Source organism: Sedimentibacter sp. B4, assembly GCF_000309315.1.
Classification (GTDB): domain Bacteria; phylum Bacillota; class Clostridia; order Tissierellales; family Sedimentibacteraceae; genus Sedimentibacter; species Sedimentibacter saalensis.
The window spans coordinates 1-410 of the sequence record NZ_CANG01001150.1 but is presented as its reverse complement, the minus strand read 5'-3'; the positions used below and the strand labels follow the sequence as shown (position 1 = coordinate 410).

Sequence of the window (410 nt, the reverse complement as noted above, 5' to 3'; positions counted from 1 at the left end):
GTGGGGCTGGCTGCGCCGCGCGATCGCAGCGCCCTGGACCAGCAACCACAGGCTCGGCCTGGGGCTGATCGTGGCCGGCTCCGCGATCACCCTCGCGGTCGCCTTCTGCGGGCCGTCCTCGGTTGCCCTGAAGCTCGGCCCACGCGACGGCTACCTGCCGCCCTGGTACCTCCCGGTCAGCGTGCTCACCCTCAACGAGTGGGTGTGCGTGCCCGCCCTGTGGCTGGCGCTATCGCCGGCGCGGTCGGCATGTGGATCTGTTGGCGCGCGATCAACACCGGCTGGCGTCCGAACAACAGGAAGCTGTTCGGCCTGGGCGCCCTGCTCAGCATCCTGACCAGTCTCGTTCCGCCGATGACCTCAGCGGACGTGCTGATGTACGCGGCCTACGGACGGCTGCAGGTGCTCGG

The 410-nt window shown here is 70.2% G+C and carries 1 pseudogene; it reads left to right on the top strand.

The window, feature by feature from the left end:
• Nucleotides 1-219: 219 nt before the first annotated feature.
• Nucleotides 220-410: pseudogene (locus BN358_RS25915) on the top strand (hypothetical protein); the annotation flags it as partial.